This is a genomic window from Micromonospora tarensis (assembly GCF_016803395.1).
GTDB lineage: Bacteria > Actinomycetota > Actinomycetes > Mycobacteriales > Micromonosporaceae > Micromonospora > Micromonospora tarensis.
Map to the genome: position 1 here is coordinate 1 of NZ_JAEVHL010000524.1, position 1,094 is coordinate 1,094.

1 protein-coding gene is annotated in these 1,094 nt (G+C 74.7%); it reads left to right on the forward strand.

What is annotated here, in order from left to right; translation table 11 throughout:
- Positions 1 to 98 precede the first annotated feature (98 nt).
- Positions 99 to 1,094 (forward strand): GTPase (locus JM949_RS36105; RefSeq protein ID WP_203152491.1); only part of this gene is annotated, 996 nt, incomplete at its 3' end.

A 1,094-nucleotide genomic window follows, 5' to 3' on the forward strand; every position in this document is an offset into this window, starting at 1 on the left:
GGCGGCGCTCGGATGATCCAGCACCAGCGCGCCGGCGCCGGCCGGGTCGAGCTGGCCCGGCATCGCAGCGGCCTCTCCACCGACGAGGAGGCCTCCGGGTGACCAACATCGCCGGCCGGGTACGCGAGGCGTTCCGGGGCGACCAGCGGATCGACGCCGACGCGCTGATCGCCCGGCTGGACGCCGTACGGCGGTTCCTGACCGCGGTGGACGGCCTGCTGCCGGACGGTGACCTAGTGCCCGCGCACACCCTGGTCGAGCGGGCCGGCACCCGGCTCGCGCTGTCCCGGGACCACACCGTGGTCGCCCTGGCCGGGGCCACTGGCAGCGGCAAGTCCAGCCTGTTCAACGCGTTGGCCCAGTTGGAGCTCTCGCCGGTCGGGGTCCGTCGGCCAACCACCGGCGTCACCCACGCCTGCGTGTGGGGCCCGCTGGAGGGGGCCAACCGGCTGCTCGACTGGATCGGTGTGTTACCCCGACACCGCTTCGTCCGGGAGAGCGCCCTGGACGCGGACGACGAGACCGCGCTGCACGGACTGGTCCTGCTCGACCTGCCCGACTTCGACTCGGTGCAGCGATCCCACCGGCTCGAGGTGGACCGCCTCCTCGGCCTGGTGGACCAGGTGGTCTGGGTCGTCGACCCGCAGAAGTACGCCGACCGGGTCATCCACGACAGCTACCTGCGGGAGTTCCACCGCCACCGGGACGTCACAGTGGTCGTGCTCAACCAGTCGGACCGACTGCCTCCCACCGAGGTGCCCCGGGTCCTGGACGACCTGCGTCGACTGCTCGACACGGACGGGCTGACCGGGGTGCCCCTGCTGGCCACCACCGCCATCGATCCGGCCGGGATGGTCGGGCTGCGCGGTGCCCTGGAACGCACCGTCACCGAGCGGCAGGCCGCGCTGCGCCGACTCGCCGGCGACGTCGACACGGTGGTCGCCGGGCTGGACGAGCTGGTCGGCTCGGCCCGGCCGGCGGGTGGGCCGGACGACGCCGCCATCGCCGGGTTGAACCGGGCCCTGGCCGGGGCGGCCGGCGTGCCCGCGGTGGCCGAGGCGGTGGAGCGGGCGTACCGGCACCGGGCCGGCGCG